Source organism: Alkalimarinus alittae (assembly GCF_026016465.1).
Classification (GTDB): domain Bacteria; phylum Pseudomonadota; class Gammaproteobacteria; order Pseudomonadales; family Oleiphilaceae; genus Alkalimarinus; species Alkalimarinus alittae.
Genome location: NZ_CP100390.1, coordinates 1,183,099 through 1,206,760 on the forward strand (window position 1 = coordinate 1,183,099; position 23,662 = coordinate 1,206,760).

A 23,662-nucleotide genomic window follows, 5' to 3' on the forward strand; every position below is an offset into this window, starting at 1 on the left:
CATGTTTGAACCAAAAAAATAATAGGTACAGCGTCAGGTTTCTAACCTTATATAACAATAATTTAGGTCAATTTTTGTATAAAAACTTTTATCTTTAGTTCATTTATTAAACAGCTTAATGGTTAGATACTAAAGAATATTCGTTAAAAATTAAAGGGTTGTTGGTGTTTATTTAGGTTATTTATAGGATTGCCAAGATAAAAAATGAGATTGTAGTCATTATTTTTTGTTCTTTATCATCATTAATCGTTATAGAATGAGGCATACGTTATAACCTATGAGTAGGGATTAGGGTTCTTTAATTAGCCCCAATAAAAAATAAGAATGAAAATCCCGGCAGTATTAATTAATGGCTATAAAGAGTAATACTTCTTCAGTTGTACCTGTCTCACCGGCTTTACCTAAAAGGTGTGAGGCTAAAAAGACGCGGGTTATTGCGTTTACTAGCGGCAAGGGTGGCGTGGGTAAAACCAGTCTTTCTGTAAACCTAGCACTTGCCCTTGCGCGATCAGGCTCTAAAGTCTGTCTATTTGATGCAGACATGGGTATGGCTAACGTCAATATCATGCTTGGTATTACTCCTGCCTATACACTAGAACACTTGTTTACTGATGAAAAATCGATCGAAGACATTGTGGTCACCGGGCCGGCAGGTCTGGATATTATCCCTGGTGCGTCTGGTTTTTCTAAATGCGTTGACCTTGAAGGCGTACAACAACAGCGATTGGTGTCAGCGTTACAGTATCTCGAGCCCAAGTATGACTATTTAATTATTGATACCTCCGCGGGTATTTCTTCGACTGTACTGCATTTTGTTGCTGCCGCCCAAATGGCTGCGATTGTCATTACACCTGAACCAACCTCACTAACAGATGCGTTTTCTCTGTTGAAGGTACTGCGGAGACGTGGCTATAAGCGAATTCCCCAGGTAGTGGTGAATATGGCTAAAAGTGCTGTTAAGGCAGAGAGCCTATATCGTCGTTTTGATGCGGCTGTAAAAAAATACATAGGCTTAGGTACGGAGTATTTAGGTTATGTCTGGATGGATGAAAGTATCCGTGCATCGGTCACACTCCAAAGGCCGGTTTCATTGTTGCCTGAGAGCGACCCCTCTTGTAAAAGCTTTTATCGATTAGCCGACAGTTTAGACAACGCATATAACCGTGGAAAAGTCCCCCGTGTTTCGTTTAGTACCTACTGGGAAAAAGTCGTTGAACGTTCAAGCAAAAAGAGGGCAAGCGTGTCTTCAGCACCGGTAAGCACTGAAGATGCTACGGTTGCTGAAAGCAAAGCAATTGATCGTCATTTAATCCAAAACCCAGCAAGTGATACTCATAAGACGAATGAGAGCGTTCTTCCATTGCATCAATCGTCTGAAGATCAGTGGATTGACCTGAGAGTTAGGCTAAATCATTTTTTGAAAAATGATGACACCACGCCTGAGCAGGTCACCACTCTTTTATCGAGTTGTATCTTTAGTTATGGTGATCAATTAGGGCGTGCGGCGAGTGATCTACTACATGGATTGCTTCACGTTATAGACCCTGCCACATTAAGTGATGAAGATAGATGCTTAGTGATAGAAAACCTAGCAAGATTGAAGCAGGTCCCTGAGAATAAGCCAGACGATGGGGAGATCACAGAGACCTTGTCGTCCGCGGTCGATGCACCTGTACAAAAACACCAGTATGATGAAACAGGGTTTGGCAGCCAAGATCGGCTGATTGAAAAGATTAGAGCCTCTAAAGGGCAGGTTTCGTTAGATCACTTATTAGAATCAATTAAATATGCATCACTAGTAGAATCATAGACTTTTTAAGAATGGACTCAGTATGAGAAAGGAAACGCTACAATTTAATTCGTTGGGCGACAGCCTAACGGGCATGTTGTTTATCCCCGAAAATAAACAATCAGCCAATGCGGCATTATTACCCGCCGTTATTATTTGTCACGGTGCGGTTGATTACAAAGAGCACTTCTTTGGTTTTGCGATGTTTCTGGCAGAAAATGGGTATGCCACCCTTGCGCTAGATATGCATGGCCACGGTGAAAGTGAGGGTGGAAGGTACCACGTTAAGATGGCTGAGTGGGTGCCTGACGTTAATGCTGCCATCGATGTGCTGGCGGCTCATCCTGAAATTGATGCATCCCGTATTGGGGCGCTTGGCTTCTCATCAGGCGGAACTGCAGTTCTTGAAGCGGCTGCACAACAGTCTCGATTAAACGCGTTAGTGACACTCGATGCGACAGTAAGAAATGTGATTAACCCTCTTGAGGTCGCTTTTTTCAAATCTGTGTCGAAAGTTGGCGCATTAAAACAAAAAATATCAGGAGAGGATATTAAGCTCTCTTTGTATGAAATGGCTATTCGGGTGCCAGTGTCTTGTAATCCCGACGTTAGTCAGACGTTTTTTGACGACCCTTATTTTAAGGCGGGCTATAGTGCTTACCCGTTACCTGGCGCTATTGAAAGTGTGGTGATTGATACGCTTGATCGCGTCGATAAAATTACTATTCCTGTGTGTGTTATTCATGGCGAAGACGATCAGGTTGACCCGCCTAAGTCGGCTCGCCTCTTATACAAAAAACTTCGCGCACAAAAACAACTCAATATTATTCCCCGCAGCGGTCATGTCGGCCATTTGGATTACCAGAAAGATAAAATTCATGATCTTGCCAAGCAATGGTTTGATATTCATCTCTGATAGTTTGTTGTTTTCAATAGTATAGCCGCCCTCTAAATTCGGTTGTTCTACAATCCATAATTGTTCTGCAAAGTACGTCCTGACTGCTCTGTGAGTCTGTTCACGATACCTCACGCGCGTTCTTGAAATCCTAAAAAACGAGTCCTGGTTCACTATTCCACGTGTAACGATCTGTAAAGCTGTATATAACAATCGCATCTTAGAAGGCGCTGGAAGTTTGTATTGATTGGGCTCACAATGTTGCTTAAATCAGTTCAAACTGAAGAATAAATATAACGCTAACGAGCTGTGTTGTTGAGTCCAGATGAAAGGCATAAATATTGTTTAACTGAGTTCGAATCAAACTCGGTTAAATATATAACGCATAAGGAAATGCTTACAATAATTTAGGCACAGGTGAGTTATGGTTGCGAATAAGTTAAGTGTTAAAGCACTCAAAAATACCGGCATATCAGTAATTAATGCGCTTAAAGGTAAACACGTTCTTGTGACAGGTACAACGGGCTTTGTTGGCAAAGTTATTATCGAAAAGTTGATGCGTGACGTCCCTGAAATTGGCGGGATTCATTTGCTTATTCGAGGGAATTCAAAGTACCCAACGGCACAAGGTAGATTTAAGCACGAAATCGCTAGCGCTTCGGTTTTTGAAAAAATGAATGCCGATGACCCCGAAGCTTTTCAGCGCTTTTGTGATCAAAATATACATTGCATTACGGGCGAAATAACGGAACGACATTTTGGGTTAAATACCGCAGAGTTTAATCTGCTTATTAATAAAGTTGATGTTGTGGTGAACTCTGCTGCCAGTGTCAATTTTAGAGAACCGCTTGATCAAGCGCTCTCGATTAATGCGTTGTCTCTTTATAATATTGCTGAGTTTTCACGTTTAGCGGGACGTATCCCTGTTCTTCAGGTCTCAACTTGCTATGTCAATGGGTTTAACCAAGGTGATTTAGCAGAAGAAAATGTTGAACCCGCGAGCGGACTCATTCCGTATGACCATCGCGGATACTATCGTGTCGAAGGCTTGATAGAAGAGCTTCAGGATAAAGTGGCGGCACTTAAAAGTAGTTACACCGAGGGTGTACTTCAAGAGAAACTAATCGACTTAGGTATTGCTGAAGCGAACCGTTTGGGTTGGAATGACACCTATACATTTACCAAGTGGATGGGAGAGCAGATTTTAAGGAAAACGTTACAAGAGACTGCGTTAACCCTATTACGCCCGGCGATTGTAGAAAGTACATTGATAGGCCCTGTTCCTGGCTGGATAGAGGGCGTTAAAGTCGCAGATGCTATTTTGATGGCTTATGCGCGAGAAAAGGTGACGTTTTTCCCCGGAGATCCTAACGGCATTATTGATATAATACCTGCAGACCTTGTTGCAAATAGCATCATTCTTGGTGTTGCAGAGTTGCTAGATCAAACGGATACAACGTTTCTAGGGAATAGCGTCAACCCTCCGCATAGGGTTTACCAATGCTGTAGCAGCGGCACTAACCCTGTGACTATTGATGAAATGATTAAATTGGTGCAACAAGAAGCAGACGAAAACTATCAACAATACAAGAAACTGTTTTATCGCAAGCCCAAACGCCCGTTTGTGATGGTAAGTAAGCATCTATTTTTAGGTATGATGAATACCATAAAACTCCCACTGATGATGCTCAATAAAGTGGGCAAGTGGTTTGGGCAGGATATTCATGTAAAAACTTTGGATAATGTTGAAACTGCCATGAATCTATCCACCGTTTTTTCGTTTTATTCCGAACCAAAATATCGATTTCATAACCCGCAGCTTATCGCCTTGAGTCAACGTATCAATGAAACAGAGCGTTCAATATTCCCCGTTGACGCACGGTTAATAGATTGGGCGCGATATATACGAAAAATTCATATACCGGGTTTAAATCGTTATGCGTTAAAAGAGCGCAAGCCATATAAGCGTAAGCCTGCAGTCGAAGACAAAAAGAGTAAAGCCGCATAAAAAGGCAATGCTAGCCCTTGTAGGCGTGATGAAAAGCGGCACGACTAGTACAAGGGCAGGTGCTAAATTGACTCTTTTCGCGCTAAAGTATTGCTTCTATAGGCTGGGAGGAGTGCTTGTTGATCTATTGTAGAGTCGGCCCTTGGCCGACTGCAGTTTTTATGTCTATTTCTAATAAATTGATTATACTTCATGAGGATAGCGCTTTAATTGAAGTCATTAACCGCCAATAAAAGAATAAAATTCCAACCATGAAAGGCTTCTGCATTTAATCTCCAGTCTTTTGAGACGCTATACCTTGGTCTAATTTAAAACTGGCAAGTTGAAGCGTAGAAATAGAACTATCATTTCAATACAAACAATAAATCATATGTTGACAGTCATTGTTAATGGATCAACAAAGAGGATAAAAATATGAGTGATGGTAAGGTGTATCCAGTAAAAGAGGCCGCAAAAAGCCGAGCACTGGTAGACAAAGAGCAGTACATGGCAATGTATAAAGAGTCGGTAGAAAATCCGAATGCTTTTTGGGGTGAACATGGCAAAAGGCTGGACTGGATTAAACCCTATACGACTGTTAAAAATTCCTCATATGACCGTAATAACTTATCCATTAAATGGTTTGAAGACGGGACACTTAACGCCAGTGCTAACTGCCTAGATCGTCACTTAGCTGAGCGAGGTGATCAAACCGCAATTATTTTTGAAGGGGATGACCCTGATAACTCTCGTCACATTACCTATCGAGAACTCCACCAAGAGACATGTAAGTTTGCCAATGTTTTAAAAACGCAAGGTGTTAAAAAGGGCGATATCGTGACTATTTATATGCCCATGATTGTTGAAACCGCTGTGGCTATGCTGGCATGTGCTCGAATAGGGGCTATGCATTCTGTTGTGTTTGGTGGTTTCTCGCCTGAAGCGCTCGCCGCGCGGGTAAAAGACGGCGGCGCTAAGTGGGTTATTACCGCAGACCAAGGTCTGCGTGGTGGTCGTCCTGTTCCGCTTAAAAAGAATGTCGATGCCGCATTAAGGCATGACGATGTGACAACTGTCGAAAAGGTGATTGTTGTTCAGCACACGGCGGGCGATATTGATTGGCATGAAGGGCGCGATGTTTGGTTTCATGAACTGATGGCTGATGCGAGCACTGAATGTGAACCGGTAGAAATGAATGCAGAAGACCCATTATTCATGCTTTATACCTCTGGCTCAACTGGCACACCAAAAGGTGTATTGCACACTACGGGTGGGTATATGGTGTATGCCTCGATGACCCATGAGTATGTCTTTGATTATCAGCAAGGTGATATCTATTGGTGTACTGCTGATTTTGGTTGGATAACTGGGCACTCGTATATTCTTTACGGACCGTTAGCGAACGGTGCGACTACGGTGTTGTTTGAAGGGGTGCCTAATTACCCTGACAGCTCCCGTATAGGTAAGGTCGTTGATAAGCACAAGATTAATGTTCTCTATACCGCTCCCACTGCGATTCGTGCGTTAATGGCCGAAGGCGACCAGTATATGAAGCAGAGTACGCGTGAAAGCCTGCGTCTATTGGGTACGGTGGGTGAGCCGATCAATCCTGAAGCATGGGAGTGGTATTACAATGTTGTGGGTGATCAGAGATGTCCAGTAGTTGATACTTGGTGGCAGACAGAAACAGGCGGTATTCTGATTTCACCTTTACCGGGTGCGACTGATCTTAAGCCAGGTTCTGCAACGTTACCTTTCTTTGGCGTACAACCAGCGTTAGTGGATGGCGATGGCAATGTGCTAGAGGGCGCAACTGAAGGTAACTTGGTTATATTAGATAGCTGGCCAGGGCAGATGAGAACCGTTTACGGAGATCATGAACGCTTTATTTTGACTTACTTCAGCACTTATCCGGGAACCTACTTTACAGGGGATGGGGCGCGACGAGATGAAGATGGCTATTATTGGATCACCGGGCGTGTTGATGATGTGCTTAACGTGTCTGGCCACCGAATGGGGACGGCTGAAATTGAGAGTGCGTTAGTAGCTCATCCGTTAGTCGCAGAAGCGGCAGTTGTAGGCTATCCTCATGACATCAAGGGGCAAGGTATTTATGTTTATGTTACGTTAAACCATGATGCAGACCCTTCTGATGAATTGAAAACTGAGTTGGTACAGTGGGTGCGTAAAGAAATCGGCCCTGTGGCGTCACCTGATCTTATTCAGTGGGCACCTAGCTTACCTAAAACTCGCTCAGGTAAAATTATGCGGAGAATCCTGCGCAAGATAGCCGCTAATGAGCATGATAGCCTAGGTGATACCTCAACATTGGCAGACCCTTCGGTTGTTGAAGATTTGATAGAATTCCGGGAAAACACCTGATATGAGTTATAAGATCATTATTGCAGACGATCATCCACTGTTTCGTGCCGCCTTAAAGCAGGCGGTAGGGCAGGCAGTCGATGATGTCGAGGTGATTGAGGCTGACACGATCGCTGAGCTACAGCGGTCGGTGTTAGAACACTCTGACGCAGACCTTGTGCTGCTTGACCTTAATATGCCAGGGGCTCACGGCTTTTCGGGGCTCGTATTTATGCGCGGCCAGTATCCGGGGCTGCCAGTGGTAATGATCTCAGGAACAGAAGATATTCAGGTGATTCGTAAGGCGATTGATTATGGAGCGTCGGGGTTTATTCCTAAGTCAACGTCACTTAAATTGATCGCTGAGGGTATTCAAGCTGTGCTAAACGGTGATGTGTGGTTGCCCGCTGATGTGCAAGACCGCATTGATGGCGTTGACCCTGAAACCTGTGACTTTTCAGAAAAGTTAGCCACACTTACGCCGCAGCAATTTAGAGTGTTGGGTATGTTAATGGAAGGCCTACTAAATAAGCAGATTGCCTATGAATTAGATGTTTCAGAGGCAACGATAAAAGCGCATATTACCGCTGTATTTAGAAAGCTAGGAGTTCGTAATCGTACTCAGGCGGTAATAGCGGTTCAGCAGTTAGAAGTAGAGCGACCTGCCGCGCCCGAGTAATCGACCAAGGTTGGCGCACTTTCAACTCTGTTTCTACCTAATCGTTTAGCCTCATATAACGCGAGGTCTGCCTGCTTAAATAGCTCTTGCGAGCTATTTTTGTTGGTCGGATACAGCGTTGAAACCCCGAGACTGGCTGTTAAATTTACATCGCTGTCGCCATATTCTATTGATATTTTTTCGATTTGACGTCTCAGTTTATCTGCAATCAATATGGCTTGATCTTGATGAAGCGTGGGTAACAGAACGGCAAACTCTTCACCTCCAATTCGTGCCAGTGTGTCCATTGTTCGGTTGAACTCAGTTTTGAGCGTTTTGGACATTTCTTTTAAGCATTCGTCACCGATCAAGTGCCCGTAAATATCATTCACCTTTTTAAAGTTATCAAGATCGATAACAATCAAGGATAAGGGGCCTTTTTCTCTCATTGCTCTGTTAAATTCTTCATCCATTTTTTCATTAAAATAACGTTTGTTTTTAAGCTCCGTTAAAGGATCAAGTGTGTTGAGCTCTGCCAGTTGGTTAGATTTTTCTTCGAGCTCATACTGGCTATTAAGTGCAATAAAATACTCTTTACGCTGAATGCCGGATATACCATAAAGACCGCCCAGCATGAGCACACACAGTGCCGAGTATGAGGATGAGAATGGGTGGTCAATGAGCAAAATCGTAATGCTAGGAGGTAGCAGCATAGGTATAAGAAATAGAATTAGGAACCGTCTAGATGGCGCGAGTGAAGCCAACCCTCCAGCGCAGAGACCCGCTCCAGCAATAAGTGTTGACGCGATAGCGTCTTGGAATAATGGATCTAAAATCAGCTGACCGGAACAAAACCCCCAACCAAGACTAGAGACGGAGACACCTAACAGCAGTATGGTGCTATTACTGCCTGGATTGGTTTTGTGTTGAGCGCGGTAAATATAAATGCAAGAGAGTCGAATGAACGCACAAATAGCAATAATAGATGTCCACAATATTGTGGTATTAATTCGTGAGTCGGCGAAGAAAAAGTCATATTCAGGAAATATTAGCGCAGCCCAAATAGCCATATAAAAAATGACGCCAGGGTAAGACCGTGCGGCTAAATCTTGATAAAGCTGTCTTGTTGCTTTGGGTATAAATTGTTCGTTGATATATGCTTTCATGGCCTGGCTCATACCAATAGTTGTACAACTTGTTTTTATTTTTAAAAAATATTAACACCTTTACACTTATAAATAGTGAACAGTGTCAATTCTTTATAACTATGACGGGGTGTTTAACAAAATTTATGCTTGATTATGCATTAATGGCTTGAAGAGGCCATTAGAATTTTATTACGCAACCATCGATTGGCAGGGTCCTTATCGACATTAACATGCCAGTAAAGGTGAACATCAATGCCTGGTAGCTCTACAGGTAATGAATAGAGTGCAATATCCAGCACTTTACTAAACATTTTGGCCGCTGTTTCTGGCATGGTTAATAACATGTTACTGCTTTCAACCACTCGACACGCTGAGAAAAAATGCTGACATCTCAACCCGACTTGGCGTTGCACACCTAGCCGCCCTAGCTCAAAATCTTCCATGCCTGGCCCTGATACTCTTGATGAAACCAGCACATGTTTTTGCTCAAGGTAATGGTCAAGATCAAGCGTGTTGCTGAGGGCAGGATGGTTTTTGGCCGCTACCACAACCAGTTGATCATTCTCGAGCTGGGTATGACAGATGTTATCACTCACCGGTAGCAGAATATCGATGGCAAAATCGATATCCCCAGAGGCTAGCTTGTTTTCTAACTCGCTGCGCCTAACTCGGGTGCTGGTAAGGTCTACCGAGGGCGCTTCTTTATTTATATGCTCCATTAAATATGGCAAATAGGATGCTTCTAATGAGTCATGCACGCTAATGGCGTAGCGTTTTTGTGCTGTGGATGGGTCAAATTGTCTAGACTGCTGTAACGCGACCTGAAGTTGATGCAATGCTTCACGCACATCTGATATGACATTTTTAGCCACTGCAGTGGGGAGCATTTTATTGCTTTGGCGCACGAACAGCGGGTCATCAAAGTGGTCTCGTAATCGCGCCAGCGAGTGACTAACCGCAGGTTGTGTTAAGTTCAGTACGCTTGCTGCCCGGGTGAGGTTCCCTTCGGTATAGATCGCATCAAATACAATAAAGAGGTTAAGGTCTATTCTCATGTTATAGCTCGGTTCTAGTCGCCGTATAGACAGTATGTGTGTGGCTGATACGAATAGGTTAGCGATACTTAACTATTAATTCAACTAATAGATAATCATTATAACTATTCATTTGTCTAATTAATTTTCTCAGACTAGGATTAGATTATTACGTGAACAATAGTATTCACGCGTTAGCCTATTAATATTAGATTAAGCCTTTGGAGGCCTTTATGGATTTCAGCTTGTCAGAACGTTCGCAGGATTATTTAAAACGCGTTAAAGCGTTTATGGAAAAAGAGATACTGCCTATTGAGGATGAGTATTTTCGAGAGCTGAAATCGCTTGAAAATCCGTGGGTGGTATTGCCGATTATTAAAACCTTAAAAGAAAAGGCAAAGGCAGAAGGGCTCTGGAATATGTTTTTGCCTGTGGAGGGGTATGGCCCTGCATTAACCAATGCTGAATATGCCCCAATTGCAGAACAAACTGGACGCAGTTTTATTGCGCCTGAAATTTTCAACTGTAATGCGCCTGACACCGGCAATATGGAAGTGTTGGTTCACTATGGTTCGGAACAGCAAAAAGAACAATGGCTAACCCCGTTACTGGAAGGAAAGATCCGATCTGCATTTTGTATGACAGAGCCAGATGTTGCGTCTTCAGATGCCACTAATATGGCTGCGACAGCGATGGTAGAAGGGGACGAGGTGGTTCTGAATGGCACCAAGTGGTGGAGTACCGGTATAGGTCATCCTGATTGCCAGGTGTTGATCTTTATGGGGGTAACAAACCCTGACGCACATCGTCATCAGCGGCACTCAATGGTGTTGGTACCCATGAATACGCCAGGTGTAAAAGTCGAGCGAATGCTGCCTGTTTTTGGTGATTTAGATGAGCCTTATGGACATGGTGAAGTGAGCTTTACCAATGTTAGATTGCCTAAGAGTGCCATTATCGCAGGCCCTGGGCGAGGGTTTGAAGTCGCTCAAGGGCGTTTAGGCCCAGGCCGTATCCACCACTGTATGCGTGCGATTGGTGCATCAGAACGTGCGTTGGAGTTACTTATTAAACGCGCGGTAAGCCGAGAAGCATTTGGTCAACCTTTAGCTAAGTTAGGGGGTAACCGAGATATTATTGCCAATGCCAGAATGTCGATTGAGCAGGCTCGACTGTTAACGCTTAAAGCCGCATGGACGCTCGATACTAAAGGCATCATGGGGGCAATAAGCGATGTCTCACAAATTAAAGTGGTTGCGCCTAATGTATTGCAGACCATTGTTGATCAAGCTATTCAAATTCATGGCGGCGCAGGCATGAGTGAAGACTTTCCATTGACTCAATTGTTCGCCTATGCGCGATGCTTGCGGTTAGCAGACGGACCAGACGAAGTGCACCGTCTATTGGTTTCAAAGTTTGAATTGGCGAAATATAAGCATTTGATGAAAAAGTAATCTGAGAGCAATCGAATAATGAATGATAAACGAATATTTATAACCGGCGGTGCAAGTGGCCTCGGAAAAGCCATCGCGATGCGTTTTGCCCGAGAAGGGTTTAAGGTCTGTATAGGCGACGTGAATGATGAGCGTGGCCATGAAGCAGAAACTGAACTGAAAGCTATCGCACCAGATGCACTCTACTTATTTTGTGATGTGACCAAAGTAAAGCATCTTGAAAGTGTACGTACTGAACTAGAAGATCGTTGGGGCGGTGTCGATATAGTCGTCAATAATGCGGGTGTAGCCGGTACAGCAGGGGCTATTGAAGATGTTAGCCTTGCCGATTGGCAATGGGTGATTGATGTTAATTTGATGGGCGTGGTAAGAGGGTGTAAGACCTTCACGCCGCTATTTAAGCAGCAAGGGAGCGGTCACTTTGTCAATATCGCCTCAGCGGCAGGCTTGTTGAGTGCACCGATGATGAGCAACTACAATGCAACAAAAGCCGGTGTTGTCTCGTTGTCTGAAACGCTACTGGCAGAGCTTTGCACTCACAATATTACCACCAGTGTTGTTTGTCCCGCGTTTTTTCAAACTAACTTAACGGAATCGATGCGGTCTCATATTGGGGGCGTCCACTCAAAAGTTAATAAGTTAATGAGCCGCTCAAAGATTACCGCTGAAGATGTTGCAGACAGTATTTTTCAGGCTTATATGAAAGAAGAATTCTGGGTGGTAACGCACCCGTTTGAGCGTCGAATGTGGTATGTAAAACGTCTCTCAGCTAAAGGGTTTAATATGCTCATGCAGCATCAAGCCAAGAAATTATTTCGTAACTAAACAAGAACAAATCACACCAGCAAGTTGATAGGGGGCGTAATGTCAGTATTAGATGAAGCATCTGAAGTAAGGGAAGGAGAATCTCTTGATCTGGATAAAGTTGATCAATATCTCAAACAGGTACTACCAGACCTAGAAGGACCGCTGACGGTTAAACAGTTTGCCGGTGGAGCGTCTAACCTCACTTATTTATTACAGTATCATAATCGTGATTTGATCTTGCGCAGACCTCCGTTTGGTCATATAGCGAAATCAGCTCATGACATGATTCGTGAATCTAATATTATGCAATCGTTACGTCCGGTCTACCCCTATGTACCGGGTGTGTTAGCGCAGTGCGATGATCACTCTGTGATGGGATGTGACTTCTACGTTATGGAGCGCTTTGTGGGCATTATTCCACGTAAAGAGATGCCTAAAGAAGTCGCTCTAAACGAAGACGATACCCGTCGACTATGCCTTAATGTCATTGATAAGTTGGTTGAACTTCATCAGGTTGATTACAAGAAGGCAGGCCTTGACAGCATTGGTAAAGGTGGCGGTTATGTGAAGCGTCAAATTGAAGGCTGGAGTGACCGTTATACTAAAGCCATCACAGATGATGCCACCTCGTTTGAGACTGTAATGGCATGGCTCAAAGAAAATATGCCAGACGATGTGGGTACTTGCATTATTCATAATGACTATCGTTTTGATAATGTCGTTTTAAACCCCGATAACCCATTCGATATTATCGGTGTGCTCGATTGGGAAATGGCAACCCTGGGTGACCCGTTGATGGACTTGGGTAACACCCTTGCATATTGGGTAGAAGCTGATGATGACCCGCAGTTTCAGTTTATGCGACGTCAACCGACTCATCTAAAGGGAATGCTCACACGGAAAGAAGTGATTGAGTATTACGTGAAAAAATCAGGGTTAGCACTTGCCTCATTTGATTTTTATGAAATATATGGCCTGTTCCGATTAGCGGCGATTATTCAGCAAATATATAACCGTTACTATCATGGGCATACTAAAGATAAGCGGTTTGCGGGTTTTGTTCATGCTGCACAGTATTTAGAGCAGCGTTGCTTGAAACTGATAGAGAAAAGTGAACTCTAATGGGTGCGATTTATTTGGTGAGGCATGGGCAAGCGTCGTTTGGCAAAGCTGATTACGACAAACTGTCTGAAAAAGGTTGTGAGCAATCAGAAATATTAGGGCAAGCGTTTAGCAAAACGGCGAACCCTGATCGTTTTTATTCAGGCAATTTACTACGACATGAGCAGACGGCGAATTATTTTATGTCGGGGTTTGGTGGTAGCCATTTAGCCACGGTTACTCACTCGGGCTTTAACGAGTTTAATCATGTTGAAATACTCGTTAAGTATCGGCCTGAGTGGAAAGATTTCAATACCATGGCGACAGATATTGCAAAAGCACCGATACCCCAAAAAGCATTTCAACAGGCGTTCTCAGATGCGGTGATTCGTTGGGTTTCGGGTAATCATGATACTGACTATGAAGAAACATGGCGGCAGTTTCAAAACCGGTGCAATAATGCGTTAAAAACGATTATTGAACAGTCGCCTGAGGCAAAAAATATTGTGATATTTACCTCGGGCGGGCCGATTTCAGTGATCTTGCAGCAGATTCTTAAGCTTGGAGACCGAGAGACATTATCGGTTAACGAAATGCTGGTGAATACAGGGGTAACCAAGTTACTGTTTTCAGGTGACCGAATCAGTATGTCGTATTTGAATAATCATAGTCACCTCGAAATGGCGGGTAGTGATTGGGTGACTTACCGTTAGATTGTTGGCATAAAATGGATCTCCGCATTTGCGTGGATGATAAAGAACGCATCGTTATGGTTATAAAATATCAATGTTTCTAGTTGAGACTAATGAACCAATAAAGATAAGAAAGAGAGGATAGGATGAGTAATTTATTTGATTTGACAGGTAAAGTGGCATTAGTCACTGGCGCAAGTCGTGGTATTGGCGAAAGTATTGCTAAGCAGTTGGCCGAGAATGGTGCTCACGTTATTATCTCGAGCCGCAAGGTAGAAGGTTGTCAGCAGGTGGCTGATGACATTAAAAAGGCTGGCGGAAGTGCTGAAGCGATCGCTTGTCATATTGGCGATATGGAGCAGGTTGAGTCTATTTTTAAACAAATTGAAGAAAAACACGGTAAGTTGGATATTCTGGTCAATAATGCAGCCGCCAACCCTTACTTTGGTCATGTGTTAGACACAGACTTGAGTGCGTTTCAAAAAACAGTTGACGTGAATATTAGAGGCTACTTCTTCATGTCGACTTATGGCGCGAAACTGATGAAAAAGAGTGGCGGTGGGGCTATTGTAAATGTCGCCTCTGTTAACGGCGTTATTCCAGGGCCCTTTCAAGGCATTTATTCAATCACTAAAGCGGCGGTTATCTCAATGACCAAAACATTCGCTAAAGAGTGTGCTGCATTGAATATTAGAGTGAATGCCATTCTACCTGGTGCGACAGATACTAAATTTGCTTCCACTATTGTCAATAATCCTGCGATCTTGAAGAAAGCGATGGAGCATGTACCCATGAACCGAGTTGCTAGCCCAGATGAAATGGCAGGCGCGGCGCTGTATTTGGCTTCAGATGCGGCGAGCTACACTACAGGTACCTGCTTGAATGTTGATGGTGGTTACTTGTTAGGTTAATCGGTTAGTCAGCGTAGTTTAAGCTTGGTAGTACGAAACAACGAAATAAGGGTGTAAAAATGAGTCAATCTTGGTTAATTTATGGGGCCTATGGTTACAGTGCGCAGTTAATCGCGCAAGAGGCAAAGCAAAGAGGGTTAACGCCCATTTTGGCAGGCAGAAATGAAGCTAAGGTTAAAGCCGTTGCGACGCGTTTAAATTTCGACTATCGAGTGTTTGACCTTGATAACCCTCAAACCGTTGCTGAGCAGTTGGCTGATGTTGCTATGGTTATTCACTGCGCTGGCCCGTTTGCTCATACCAGTAAACAGATGATTGAAGCCTGTATTCTGTCTTCGACTCACTATTTTGATATAACGGGCGAAATCGAAGTATTTGAGTATGCACATAGTGATGTGGTTAATGGGCGCGCAAAAGCCGCCGGGATTGTGGTTTGTCCAGGTATTGGTTTTGATGTGATACCCACAGACTGTGTTGCTCGGGTACTCTCTGAAGCGATGCCTGATGCAACGCACTTAACGTTAGGTTTCTCTGGTGGTTCGGCATTAAGCCCTGGTACGGCAAAAAGCTCAGTAGAAGGTTTAGCGAATGGCAATAAAGTGCGTATTGATGGTGACATCGTCTCGTCGGGTGTTAACACCCGAACGATTGATTTTGGTAAAGGCCCCCGAAAAGCGATGAACATTGCGTGGGGGGATGTAAGTACTGCTTTTTACTCGACGGGTATCCCAAATATCGAAGTCTATATACCTGCCTCTAAAAAGACTATTCGCATGGTTAAGGTTGCCGCGCTATTGAGACCTGCATTGAGATTAAGCTTTATTCAGGATTTCTTGAAAAAGCAGATAGATAAAAAAATAGCCGGTCCTGATGAGTCTATTAGGCGTAAATATCGCTCTTCAGTTTGGGGAGAAGTCCGTAATCGTTCAGGTCAGGTTAAAACAGCCTACCTTGAAACACCGAACGGATACGATGTGACGGTACTGGGGCCGCTCGCTATAGTTGACCACTTTATAAATGGAAAAAACGATAAAGTAGGGAGTTTGACACCGTCGTTAATGATGGGAAGTCATTTTGTTTCGACCTTGCCCGACACGACGGAGATTCGTCTGCAGTAGAAACGAGCACCGTTGAAACGAGTAAAGTAGAAATAAGCGTTGATTGTTCTATTGCACCTTTGTCGTGTGACTATTAACCCACTTAGTAAAATTATCTGCGGGTAGGGGGTGTGAAAGGAAGAATCCTTGCATCCCTCTAATGTTTCGTTGATTTAACACATCCATTTGTTTCTGAGTTTCAACGCCTTCAGCCATTACGGTAAAGCCTAGGTTCTCGGCGAGATCGATAATGGTGTCTACGATAGCCGTTCCACCTTCACCATCATGCATATTATCGATAAAACTTCGGTCAATTTTTAATTCATCGACAGGAAATGAGTGGAGGTAAGATAACGACGAATAGCCTGTGCCAAAATCATCAATAGACACCCAAAAACCTTCTTTCTTGAGTTGTTTTATTTGATCAATGGTATGGTCTCTATCGATCATTAGCATGCTTTCTGTAATTTCTAACTTAATTTTTTGAGGCGATAGTCCGTACTCTTCTAATGTGCCGAGCAAACTCTGGTTTAGTTCGGTTCTAAACTGGCACGCGCTGATATTAATAGCCAGCGTGAATTGGTTATCATTGATGTAACGATTGCCTAAACTCCTGAATAATAGGCAGGCATCTCTTAAAACGATATGTTGAAGTTGATGGATTAGCCCTGACTGTTCTGCCACGGGTATAAAATGGAACGGGGATATTAGGCCTTTTTCAGGGTGGTTCCAGCGTATGAGCGCTTCAGCGCCAATGATGTTTCCCTTGCGGTCTAATTGCGGCTGGAAATATGCTGAAAACTCATCTTTCTTAATGGAACTGATAATTTCTCGCTCAATTTGTAAGCGTTGATCAATAATTTCTTGTAATGCAGGTTCGTAAAATGAGTAACTGTTACCCCCAAGCTTTTTAGAGCGGTACATGGCGGTTTCAACACGTTTAAGTGCTTCGTCAGCGGTTATTTCGTTGCCTTCAATCAAGCTAATACCAATACTACACCTGATTTTATACTCTTCATTATCGAGCTTAAAGGGTTGAGACATACTGGTGATTAGCTTTTCTGCAACGATGGTCGCGTTACTGGCTGTAATGTTTCTATCTTTATCTAATGCTTCTAACATAATGATAAAATCGTCACCCGCAATACGGCCAATGGTGTCAGCATCTTTTAAAACAGGGGTTAATCTAGCGGCGACCATTTTTAAAAGTTGATCGCCTACATTGTGCCCTAATGAATCATTAATGCGTTTAAAGTTATCTAAATCAAGAATGAGCAAAGCCCCAACTTCACGGTTTTGTATGACTCTTTCTATAGTCGTCTGTAGCCGCTCGGTGAGAAATCTTCGATTAGGTAGTGCAGTTATCGGATCAAAGAACGCTAATTGTTGCACCTGCTCTTCTGCTATTTTTCGAGCTGTTATATCCCTCGCTATCCATAAAACGTGACGTTTGTTCGGCTGGTCAGGTTGGTAGTTGTTGATAACGGCAGTACGTCCTTCAAATGTGCAGGCCCCCCCCTGAACATCAAGGTCGTATTCAAAAATTTGTATCTCTTCCGAGTCAAGCGTTTTATCAATAATGGTCATCATTGATTGAGCGTTCTGATCGGGAATAACATCGTTGATGTACTTACCTATTAGTGTTTCAGGCGAGATAATTAGTAGTTGGCTTTCTGACCCATAAACATCAACATACATCCCTTTCTCATCAATCACTATTGCCATATCGGGCATAACACTCGTTAATGCTTGTAGCTTTTCGTTAGTAAACTTCAGTTCTGATGTGAGTGCTTGCTCTCTTTGGTGAGCTTTTTCTTTTTCGATTGCTAGGCTTGAGAGGTGAGAAAACTTTTCGATAAGTTCTAAGTGAATGGCGCTTGGCTTTTTTACTTGGGTGTAATAGATAGCAAAGCTGCCCAACACTTCATGTTTGGATGAGATGATAGGGGTTGACCAACAGGCTTTGAGGCCGTGTTGTAATGCAATGTCTTTATAGTCGGCCCATAGTGGGTCATGCTCTATATCATTCACGATAACCTGTTCTTTTCGGTAGACAGCTGTTCCACATGAACCCACTGAAGGCCCAATCGTCACGCCATCAATTGCGTCACAATAGGCTTGAGGCAAATGGGGGGCTGCGCCATGAAGAAGCTGATTTCCGTCTAGAATAAGAATTGAGCTTTTCGCGTTAGCTGAATCAATAACACTTTCGATTTGCTCACAAATGCTGTTTAAACACTCTTCTAGTGGCGCGCTTAATGCGATCTTTTCTATAACGTTTTGCTGCGCGTCTAGTAAAGAAGAGAGTAGTTGTTGGTTCATTGAAATCAGGTTCCTGCTAATTCAATTAATATTTAGGTCTTTAACGAGCATGACTTAATAGAGTATAGAACATTGGGGCTGGAAGTCATGGATGCCGGTCGTGTTTATTTGGCCTGAATGCTATTATTTTCAATCTGTTATTCTGAATAAGCACGTTTAAGGTGAGGAATCATAATGTTGCGTACGTTTAAAAAAATAATAACCTATACGCTGTTATTTTTTATCTTGTTATATTTGCTGGTTTGGGCTTTATCTCCCACAGAGATTCGACATTTCTTGTCTGACTATTTAGAACAACAACAGCTTGTGTTATCCAGTGATGCTTCAATTCGTTATACCCACCCTGACGCTGAAAAACTCGGCCATTGAGTTAGCAATTGATGAAGCGCTTCATGAACTCAAACTTAACTCGTTTGTTATTAGCGATCTTAATGCCACATTAGCCGCTCAGCGCTTATTGTTAGCTATTGATAGCGAGATTAATCAGTCATCACTCTCTCTTGAAATTAAGGCAGACTTAAACGCAGGGACCGGAAACGTCATGGTAGACGTGGGGCTAACCAAAATAGATATAGCTCGATTCAAACACTTTTTGCCTGACAACATAACGGAACTTGAAGGGCAGGCGAGCTATCACGGGCAACATGTTATTGAGTTGGGGGCGGATAGCATTACGGTTGCTTGGCCTCGGTTGAACGTATATCGCAACCACCTGCAAAGAATCGTGAAGCCTTTGCAGTTGCTTTGGGCGCGTTTAACCTTAAAAATGATGCGCATATATATTTTACTGATAATGGTGTTAGCCCTGCTTATAAACGGCACTTTATAGTGACAACCCTTAATGCGGGCCCGTTTGATACTCAGCGGCCTGACGATGAAAGCCTTTATACCGTGGTGGGGAAAAGCGACAAATATGCTAGTTTTAATTTTTCTGGTCGCGCAAAACCGTTTTCAGCAACGCCCTTTTATCATCTTAATGGTTTTTTTCACGAAGTCAGTTTGCCGGGGATATCTGCCTATATAAAAGAGGCGCTTCGGTATGAAATCCAAAGTGGTCAATTAGACTTGGGCTTAGATGTGACCTTAACAGGAGACATTATTGATGGCGAAGCCGATGTTTTGTTAAGAGGGATAGAGCTAACGGCTGCCGATGATCACGAAGCGGGTTCCATTAACGACCAAACATCGGTGCCGTTTAATATGGCGCTCGGTTTGCTTAAAGATGGTGATGGTAATGTTGAATTATCTCTTCCGCTTTTAGGTGATATTAATAGTCCGTCATTTGGTCTTTCCGGGTTTATGACATTGGTGATTCAGCAGGCTACGCTTTCTGCCGCAAAAGATTATTTAATGACCACCTTTGTACCTTACGCTAGCGTGGTTAAAGTGGCGATTGTTGCAGGTGAGTTTGCACTTAAAGTGCGGGTTAATGATTTGGTTTACCCCGCAGGTGAAGTGGCATTGCAACCCGAACATGACGTGTTTTTGGAGGAGTTTTCGGCCTTAATGAAAGATAAAGAGGATGTCAGCCTTAAGCTATGTGCTGTTGCCGTCGCCGCCGATATCGATAAGCCTGCAGGTACTAAAATGACGGAAGCATCCGATATCGAGCAACTGAACGCTATCTCAAATCAACGTGTCGAGAACTTTAAAGATTACATGGTTGATGAAGAGGGGATTAGTTCATCTAGGCTGCTACTTTGTACCCCGCAAATTAACTCAAGCAAAGATGCTAAGCCGAGCTTAACATTCTCGACATAGTCTGCGTTAAAATAGGGTTATGGGTGATTCTTGGCCTGGCTTTTAATGAGCTTAGTCATCATGGCCCTTAAGCCTGCGGGTTTAACAGGCTTATGCAGTATTTGATAACCTCTTTGGTGTACTTCTTCTATGAGTGTTTGCCCTGTTTGTGCGGTTACTAACACGCCGGGAATACGCCCGCCAGGAGCTAAAGGGGCAAAAAATGATTGTAGTTCATCCATCGTATCAAGCCCGTTTTCGTCATTGTCTAGTTGATAATCGGCCAAAATAATTTCAGGTCGTTTATTCGCACTCTTTTGCTGCGCGTCTTCTAGACTATGCGCGGCAATAACCTTGCAGCTCCAACCTCTTAATAGCGTGGCCATACCCTCTAAAATGATCGGGTCGTTATCAATGCAGAGTACATTTAAGCCTTCAAGACCGCCCACTTTACGCGTTGAAACTGGCGTTCGTTCATTTGATACGTGTGCGGATTTACTTTGACCGATAGGGACGGTAATAGAAAAAACACTGCCTTTACCCAATGTAGACGTAACCTTAATCGGGTGGCCAAGCATATGACTTATTCTGTCGACTATGGCGAGCCCTAAACCTAATCCTTTCTTCTCTTTCCCGTGATGGGGGAGACGCTTAAACTCTTCAAAAATTAACTTAATGTCACTGTCAGAAATACCGGGGCCCGTATCCCATACTTCAATACGCACAAATCCTTTTAACCGACGACAACCCAGAAGTATTTTGCCGTGAGGTGTGTAGCGAATCGCGTTGGATAAGAAGTTTTGAATGACCCTGCGAAGAAGTTGAGAGTCTGAATGAACGGTTTGATAGCAAGGCACCGTTTTGAGGGTTAGGTTTTGGTCTTCTGCAATGACGGTAAACTCAGCATTTAACTGTTTAAGAATATCTTGAATACAAAAGTCACTGAGGTGAGTCTCGAGCACACCTGCATCGAGCTTTGATATATCTAGTAACGTGCTGAGGATTTCTTCTGCTGCGGCTAATGAGTCGTCTATATTCTCAATGAGTGAGCGGTCTTTATCTTGCTCTTGATGCTGCTGGTGCAGGGCAGAGGTGAACAGTCTTGCAGCATTAAGGGGTTGGAGTAAGTCATGACTCGCAGACGCAAGAAAACGCGTTTTACTCTGGTTGGCTTGTTCAGCGACTGACTTGGCTTGTAATAGTTGGTCATTGAGCACCGAGAGCTCTTGTGTTCTTTCTTCAACTCGTTGCTCAAGATAGGTGTTGGTCTCTTTTAGCGCCTGGGTGGTTTTTCTTAAGTCTGTAATATCTGCAAATGTGGTCACAAAGCCGCCGCTTGGTGTAGGGATGCCTTGAATTAGGAGCACTGAACCATCGGGGCGTTCGCGTTCATATTCATGGGGCGTACCGTCCTGCATCAGTTTCAAGCGATCTTTAATCAATACTTCGATTTTTTTAGGTGGTAGATTAGCCGCAATAAGGTTTAGCCTCACTAAGTCGGCGATTGGTCGCCCGACTTTTACAAACCCTTTTGGGTAATTAAACAGGCTTAGGTATCGCTGATTCCAAGCAACAATTCGCTGCTGCTCATCAATAACGCTAACACCGAGTGATATATTCTCGATCGCCGACTGTAATAGATCACGGTTAAACTGCATGACCTGCGAGGCTTCATCAACAATACTTACGACATCATCAAGGTGCATGTCGCGACCCTTAATCGTTGAGTCTAAAACGACTTTGGCGGTTGAAGAGCCGATAACACTCGCGAGCTGTTTTTCAATAAAGTTCATTAAATTGGGGGTAGCATGACGACCAGGCGATAACTTCTCGTTGTAACGGGTTTCGTAAATCATAAAGATCGCGTCTGCTTTTTCGGGCCCCATAAAACGTTCAGTGAGTGCTTTAAGGTCATCAATAGTGGCGTTGCTTTTTCGTTGATCTGCGAGTGAGTCTTGATGTGAACTATCCACTTCGTGAAAGAATGCAGCGGCTTGTATTTTTTCTCTGACTCGTTGACGAGTGAACAGCGACACAACAATATAGAGAAAAATATTGGTGCCTAAGCTCCAAACGATACCGTGAGTAATTAATCCCATATCACTGCCGAATAAGGCAGTAGGGACTAGCCAATCACTATTAAATATTCCTTTATCAATAATATCTGAAGAGATCCAATTATTACGAGCGAGAGTGGGCAGTAATAAGGTGTAAATCCAAATCAAAAAACCACTGGTTAAACCAATGACCGCACCGTGGAAATTGCCTCTACGCCACATGACTCCGCCCACTAAAGAAGGGGCAAACTGTGCGACAGCAACGAACGAAAGTAAGCCGAAAGAGGTGAGGCTGAAGTCTCGCGCCGTAAGTCGGTAAAAGCCGTAAGCAAGTAACAATAATAAAACAATGGTGACACGACGAATGTTGAGGAATAAGCGACTTAAGTTTTGCTGTTGGCTGAGCTTAATTTGAAATAATTTAAATATAGAGGGAATAACAATCTCATTGCACACCATGGTACTTAGGGTCACCGAAGACACAATGACCATGGCCGTTGCCGCAGAACCACCGCCTAAAAACGCTAAAATAGTTAGCCATTTTTGATCGGCAATAATGGGCAAATTGAGTAGCAGTGTGTCTGCATTAACCGTACCCGGTTCAAACATAAGCCAGCCTGCACCGGCTATCGGGAGTACAAATACACTCGCAATAATCAGGTAAAGCGGCATCATCACCCGAGCGACTTGAAAATCGCTTCGATGGTAGTTCTCCACAACGGTGACATGAAACTGCCTTGGTAGACAGATAATGGCGCACATTGAAATGATAGTCTGAGCGATAAAATCACTATTGCTAAATCCGCCGAGACTAAACTTCTCAAGCCCTGATGATTGGTTTATTCGAGTAAATATGTCGTCAATACCGTTAAACATGCTGTAGCAAACAAAGAGCCCTACGAATACAAATGCGACCATTTTGATCACCGACTCAAATGCAACGGCTTGCATCATGCCTTGGTGATGTTCCGTCGCATCAAGATGGCGTGTACCAAATATAATCGTAAAGAGAGCCATCAGGAGAGCAACCCACCACGCAGTGTCTTTAAATAAGCTAATACTACTGGTGTCTTGGGCCATATCACCGGTGGTTAAAATACTAAATCCCATCGAAACCGCTTTAAGTTGCAGTGCAATATACGGAATAATACCCACTACCGCGATCGCTGTAACCAGAACAGAAATCAGCTGAGACTTGCCATACCGTGCAGCAATAAAGTCAGCAATTGACGTCGTACTTTGTTTTTTACTAATACGAATAATTCGGTCGATAATCGGGCCAAAAAAGAAGAATGTCAGCAGCGGGCCTAAGTAAATAGGTAAATAGCCCAAGCCCTCTGTTGAGGCTCTGCCGACGGCGCCATAAAACGTCCAAGAGGTAAAGTAAACCGCCATCGACAAACTGTATATTTGAGGGCGAATAAACCGATTATTATATAGCGATGAATGACGGTCTCCATAATAGGCGATTCCGAAAAGCGCACTAATATAGATAAAAGAACAGGCGATCAGTATCCAGCCCTGAACCATCTTTAGCCTCTTGCATGAAAAAATGTAAATGAAAAAAATTACAGCGATTAAGACTGTAGGGGTTAATTATGCGTATTTA

At 43.4% G+C, this 23,662-nt stretch carries 17 protein-coding genes; 13 read left to right on the plus strand and 4 right to left on the minus strand.

What is annotated here, in order from left to right; translation table 11 throughout:
• Positions 1-349 precede the first annotated feature (349 nt).
• From NKI27_RS05215 to NKI27_RS05235, 5 genes are all read left to right on the plus strand, one after another.
• Positions 350-1,810 carry a MinD/ParA family protein gene (locus NKI27_RS05215; protein WP_265048631.1) on the plus strand — a complete coding sequence of 487 codons (1,461 nt, stop codon included), beginning with the start codon at positions 350-352 and terminating at the stop codon, positions 1,808-1,810.
• A 22-nt stretch (positions 1,811-1,832) separates the two neighbouring features.
• Positions 1,833-2,705, plus strand: coding sequence for an alpha/beta hydrolase (locus NKI27_RS05220; protein WP_265048632.1), 873 nt, complete (start codon positions 1,833-1,835; stop codon positions 2,703-2,705).
• A gap of 403 nt (positions 2,706-3,108) precedes the next feature.
• Positions 3,109-4,692: a fatty acyl-CoA reductase gene (locus NKI27_RS05225; RefSeq protein ID WP_265048633.1), complete on the plus strand. Its 1,584-nt coding sequence runs from the start codon at positions 3,109-3,111 to the stop codon at positions 4,690-4,692.
• A 414-nt stretch (positions 4,693-5,106) separates the two neighbouring features.
• Entirely contained in the window at positions 5,107-7,053 is a 1,947-nt protein-coding gene (gene acs, locus NKI27_RS05230) for an acetate--CoA ligase (RefSeq protein WP_265048634.1), read from the plus strand.
• 1 nt (position 7,054) lies between these two features.
• Positions 7,055-7,711, plus strand: a complete 657-nt coding sequence (locus NKI27_RS05235; protein WP_265048635.1) for a response regulator transcription factor — start codon at positions 7,055-7,057, stop codon at positions 7,709-7,711.
• Here NKI27_RS05235 and NKI27_RS05240 read toward each other — a convergent pair.
• Both NKI27_RS05240 and NKI27_RS05245 read right to left on the minus strand, forming a co-directional pair.
• On the minus strand, positions 7,672-8,856 hold the full coding sequence (locus NKI27_RS05240) for a GGDEF domain-containing protein (RefSeq protein WP_265048636.1): 1,185 nt from the start codon (positions 8,854-8,856) through the stop codon (positions 7,672-7,674). The genes NKI27_RS05235 and NKI27_RS05240 overlap by 40 nt on opposite strands.
• 140 nt (positions 8,857-8,996) lie before the next feature.
• A complete protein-coding gene (locus tag NKI27_RS05245; RefSeq protein WP_265048637.1) occupies positions 8,997-9,893 on the minus strand; it encodes a LysR family transcriptional regulator in 897 nt (298 codons plus the stop codon).
• A gap of 212 nt (positions 9,894-10,105) precedes the next feature.
• Between NKI27_RS05245 and NKI27_RS05250 the strand changes: the two genes are divergently transcribed.
• The 6 genes from NKI27_RS05250 (at position 10,106) to NKI27_RS05275 (ending at position 15,955) form a co-directional block, all read left to right on the plus strand.
• Complete coding sequence (locus tag NKI27_RS05250; protein ID WP_265048638.1) at positions 10,106-11,326, plus strand: acyl-CoA dehydrogenase family protein; 1,221 nt, start codon at positions 10,106-10,108, stop codon at positions 11,324-11,326.
• An 18-nt stretch (positions 11,327-11,344) separates the two neighbouring features.
• The gene (locus tag NKI27_RS05255; RefSeq protein ID WP_265048639.1) at positions 11,345-12,151 is read left to right on the plus strand and encodes an SDR family oxidoreductase; all 807 of its coding nucleotides are present in this window, start codon (positions 11,345-11,347) and stop codon (positions 12,149-12,151) included.
• Positions 12,152-12,190: 39 nt separating this feature from the next.
• Positions 12,191-13,255 carry a phosphotransferase family protein gene (locus tag NKI27_RS05260; protein WP_265048640.1) on the plus strand — a complete coding sequence of 355 codons (1,065 nt, stop codon included), beginning with the start codon at positions 12,191-12,193 and terminating at the stop codon, positions 13,253-13,255.
• Positions 13,255-13,947, plus strand: a complete 693-nt coding sequence (locus NKI27_RS05265) for a histidine phosphatase family protein (protein ID WP_265048641.1) — start codon at positions 13,255-13,257, stop codon at positions 13,945-13,947. Before NKI27_RS05260 ends, NKI27_RS05265 begins: the two co-directional genes overlap by 1 nt.
• A gap of 125 nt (positions 13,948-14,072) precedes the next feature.
• The gene (locus tag NKI27_RS05270) at positions 14,073-14,837 is read left to right on the plus strand and encodes an SDR family oxidoreductase (RefSeq protein ID WP_265048642.1); all 765 of its coding nucleotides are present in this window, start codon (positions 14,073-14,075) and stop codon (positions 14,835-14,837) included.
• A gap of 59 nt (positions 14,838-14,896) precedes the next feature.
• Entirely contained in the window at positions 14,897-15,955 is a 1,059-nt protein-coding gene (locus tag NKI27_RS05275) for a saccharopine dehydrogenase family protein (protein ID WP_265048643.1), read from the plus strand.
• Positions 15,956-16,003: 48 nt separating this feature from the next.
• On the opposite strand, the gene NKI27_RS05280 is transcribed toward NKI27_RS05275, so the two are convergent.
• A complete protein-coding gene (locus NKI27_RS05280; protein ID WP_265048644.1) occupies positions 16,004-18,256 on the minus strand; it encodes a sensor domain-containing phosphodiesterase in 2,253 nt (750 codons plus the stop codon).
• Positions 18,257-18,572: 316 nt separating this feature from the next.
• Here NKI27_RS05280 and NKI27_RS05285 point away from each other — a divergent pair, with 316 nt between their 5' ends.
• On the plus strand, positions 18,573-19,085 hold the full coding sequence (locus NKI27_RS05285) for a hypothetical protein (RefSeq protein ID WP_265048645.1): 513 nt from the start codon (positions 18,573-18,575) through the stop codon (positions 19,083-19,085).
• Entirely contained in the window at positions 19,001-20,017 is a 1,017-nt protein-coding gene (locus NKI27_RS05290; protein WP_265048646.1) for a DUF748 domain-containing protein, read from the plus strand. Before NKI27_RS05285 ends, NKI27_RS05290 begins: the two co-directional genes overlap by 85 nt.
• A 17-nt stretch (positions 20,018-20,034) precedes the next feature.
• On the opposite strand, the gene NKI27_RS05295 is transcribed toward NKI27_RS05290, so the two are convergent.
• Complete coding sequence (locus NKI27_RS05295) at positions 20,035-23,583, minus strand: PAS domain-containing hybrid sensor histidine kinase/response regulator (RefSeq protein WP_265048647.1); 3,549 nt, start codon at positions 23,581-23,583, stop codon at positions 20,035-20,037.
• Positions 23,584-23,662: the final 79 nt, after the last annotated feature.